Source organism: Planktotalea sp. (assembly GCF_039984035.1).
Taxonomy (GTDB): Bacteria; Pseudomonadota; Alphaproteobacteria; order Rhodobacterales; family Rhodobacteraceae; genus Planktotalea.
Genome location: NZ_JBDWVM010000227.1, coordinates 1 through 3,358, shown reverse-complemented (window position 1 = coordinate 3,358; position 3,358 = coordinate 1). Strand labels below are relative to the sequence as shown.

General features: G+C 54.1%; 3 protein-coding genes and 3 pseudogenes. 5 read left to right on the top strand and 1 reads right to left on the bottom strand.

Annotated features, from left to right (window positions below):
* The 5 genes and pseudogenes from ABJQ89_RS10320 to ABJQ89_RS10300 form a co-directional block, all read left to right on the top strand.
* Window positions 1–220: pseudogene (locus ABJQ89_RS10320) on the top strand (MFS transporter); the annotation flags it as partial.
* Between the two features lie 411 nt (window positions 221–631).
* Window positions 632–1,273 (top strand): nitrile hydratase subunit alpha, encoded by a 642-nt coding sequence (gene nthA, locus ABJQ89_RS10315; protein WP_348496154.1) that lies wholly within the window; start codon window positions 632–634, stop codon window positions 1,271–1,273.
* Window positions 1,273–1,926, top strand: a complete 654-nt coding sequence (nthB, locus tag ABJQ89_RS10310) for a nitrile hydratase subunit beta (RefSeq protein ID WP_348496153.1) — start codon at window positions 1,273–1,275, stop codon at window positions 1,924–1,926. Before nthA ends, nthB begins: the two co-directional genes overlap by 1 nt.
* On the top strand, window positions 1,913–2,242 hold the full coding sequence (locus tag ABJQ89_RS10305) for a nitrile hydratase accessory protein (RefSeq protein ID WP_348496152.1): 330 nt from the start codon (window positions 1,913–1,915) through the stop codon (window positions 2,240–2,242). Before nthB ends, ABJQ89_RS10305 begins: the two co-directional genes overlap by 14 nt.
* A gap of 227 nt (window positions 2,243–2,469) precedes the next feature.
* A pseudogene (locus ABJQ89_RS10300) lies at window positions 2,470–3,181 on the top strand (IS6 family transposase).
* 56 nt (window positions 3,182–3,237) lie between these two features.
* Here the strand turns inward: ABJQ89_RS10300 and ABJQ89_RS10295 are convergent.
* Window positions 3,238–3,358: pseudogene (locus ABJQ89_RS10295) on the bottom strand (IS6 family transposase); the annotation flags it as partial.

Sequence of the window (3,358 nt, the reverse complement as noted above, 5' to 3'; positions counted from 1 at the left end):
TCCACAGGATCGCGCTCGGGCGACGGCTGGACTATTTGTCTATGCGTATTTTGGGTTTTCTCTTCCTGTGATAGCCAGTGGCGCATTGGCCGATATGCTTGGCCTGCTGACGGCTATGACCCTATTCGCAGCCCTGGAGATTGTAATCACAGGAATCATCGTCACTTTGTGGAAACGGCAGTCCGCGAGACCTACCGCAACCGTTGAGACAGCGACCTGAAAGCTGCCGTTGGTTAACGTGCAGCGAAATGGCGCTTTGTCCCGCAGTGCCGACCTTGACGTGAGGAAAGAATAGGAGGGGTTTAGGCGCACATGCAGCGAAGGTCGGCAAGGAGCCCTCTTTACCATTTTTCTGCATCGCAGCCAAAGTCCGGTTTCGGGAAACGGGCAAAACTGACCCCGAAATTACGGCCCAAACCGGACCTTCGCCACCCAATCAACATGCAGCAATGCGGCCCGTCGAAGCAGACATTCGTACTCGGCGCAGGATTTTGTTGCCTCAAACGTCGGTATGCGGACCGCGTGATCTTTTCGCTGCAGTTGCGCAATTGGCTGCTTTGCGTCATCTTCTGTGGGCGCGTCATGCGCCGCACCAGATCGCCCAATCACTTCATATTAACCGGAAGAATACATGACAAAATACGACGGCGACGAAGCTGCTCAGGTTCACCGCCACCTCCATTCCCACCTGCCGCCTGATCCGGCATTACGGGTCAAAGCGTTGGAATCTCTGGTGGTTGAGCGCGGTATGGTCGCTCCGGAAACTCTTGATGCATGGGTCGAGGCCTACGCTGAAAAGATCGGTCCCAAACGCGGTGCGCAGGTTGTCGCGCGCGCGTGGTTAGATCCGGATTATATGGAACGCCTGTTGGAAGATGCTCCAAAGGCCATCGCTGAATTTGGCTTTGAGGGTCATGCAACTGGCGATCTGCAAGCGCTGCTTAATACTGACGGCGACCATAATATGGTCGTTTGCACCCTATGCTCGTGCTACCCGTTTTCAATCCTCGGCATGTCGCCCGCATGGTACAAACAATCGGAATACCGCGCCCGCTCTGTTCGTGAGCCGCGCAAGGTCCTTCAGGAATTCGGCGTCACCCTCCCCGAAAGCATGGCTATCCATGTCTGGGATAGCACCGCAGAGTTACGCTACATTGTGATCCCTCAGCGCCCCTTGGGCACGGATGGATGGACCGAAGAACAACTGGCCAGCATTGTCACACGCAATTCGATGATCGGCACGGATCGAGATCTGAAAGTGGGTACTCAATAATGGATGGCGTGCATGATCTTGGTGGTATGCAGGGCTTCGGCCCCGTTAAGGTTGACCATGAAAACCACGTCGAGCTGGCCGAGTGGGAGAACCGGATGTGGGCCTTGTCTCGCAGCCTCTTCCACCCAGACTGGACGATTGATTGGTGGCGTCACATCATTGAGCGGCTTCCCCCAGAGGTCTACCTTAACACCCCTTATTTCGAGAAATGGATGCTGACGTACACGACGGGCTTCATCACATCAGGGACTTTCACTGCAGACGAATTGTTGTCCGGCACGCCAACCGAACGCCTCGCGCCGTCCCCTGCAAAAACTGTGGCGGACGTGGTCGAGATCGTCCGCACAGTCGCCACGAGCACCCGGTGCGAACTGACAACAAAGCCGCACTTTGAGGTCGGCCAAGCCGTGACAACTGTGCAAGACATCAACACAGATCACACTCGGCTCCCCCGCTATGCACGCGGACGAACGGGCAAAATTGTAGCCTACCGTGGGGCCTATTTACTGGCTGACGCTTATGCCAAAGGCGTATCAAAGCACGAGCATCACTACACTGCCGCCTTCACCGCACGAGAGTTATGGGGCGAAAGCGCCTCCGAACATGACACGGTCCGGGTCGTTCTATGGGAAAGCTATTTTGTTCAAACCTGAAGATCCACTGGCCCCACCTCAGCCGCATTTTAGCGAAGGCTGGCACGCTCAAGCACTGGCTTTGGCCGATACTATGATACGCGGGGGACATTTCACGGCAACCGATTGGGCAACCGCTCTGGGTGCCATGTTGGCCAGCGCCGATGCCAGTGGCGCCCCCGATACCGAAGATACGTATTATCTAGCCGTCCTCAGCGCTGTCGAAGCCTTGACAGTGCGCCACACCCCCATTGCTGAGGCTGATCTGACAGTGCGCAAAGATGCATGGGCAAAGGCCTACCACGATACACCACACGGAAAACCGGTGGTACTTTAGAGAGCGTCTAAAGGCATGAGCTAAACTTCTGTTCAAGAAAGTGAACTTGTCTTGATCGCGCATTACGGACGTTCGTACCAAATGCAGCATTAACCAAAAACGCATAAACCTAACGGACAGGAACGGCCCATTGCTGCCGTTTGTTGTATTTAGGCACGTTGCATCACCGCCAGCACGCCGCATATTGCCAAGTTGTGTGCTCGGCGTGATCTCACTATGCCACCGTCATGAAAATTCCGAGCAATATACCTCGCCTAAAGGGCTTTCGTTATCCTCGTGAGGTCATTGCTTACTTTGTTTGGGCTTACCATCGTTTTGCGTTAAGTACTGCAGATGTTGAAGACCTGCTAGCTGAGCGAGGTGTGATTGTTAGCCGAGAAGCGATCCGGCTCTGGGTCAATCGCTTTGGTCGACACTTTGCTAACGGCATCCGTCGAGATCGCCCGCGACCCAACGATAAGTGGCATTTGGATGAAGTCGTGCGCACAATCCGTGGCAAGAAGCACTGGCTGTGGCGCGCGATCGACGCCGATGGAGATGTTCTTGATATCCTCGTGCAAACACGCCGAAATGCCAAAGCAGCAAAGCGCTTTTTTCCAAAGATTGGCCGCCAGGTTTGGTGAACCAAGGGTCGTCATAACCGATAAATTGCGAAGCTACATCAAGCCAATCAAAACACTGGCCCCGGACGCTGATCACCGTGCCCACAAAGGTCTAAACAATGCGATTGAAGTGTCGCATCGACCAACCCGTAAACGAGAGAAGATAATGGGTCGGTTCAAGTCCCACCGGCAGGCTCAAAGGTTTCTGTTTGCGCGTGACCAGATCAACCTGATCTTTCGACCGCGCCGTTATCAACTCACCGCAACCTCATATCGCCACGCCCGGTCAGATGCGTTCAGCCTCTGGGTCGATTATACCGCCGAAATGAGGGCATGACCCAACCTTTGGTCATGCTTCACAATTGTCCCACAACAATTTGGCAATACCGTCTGCATAGGTCGAGTGAGTTTCTTAATAAAACGGTGATCCTGCTCAATGATATTATTGAGATATTTCGTCCGCCGAACAGTGATTAACCAACACCATCCGCACATCACGAGCAGGCAATTCATA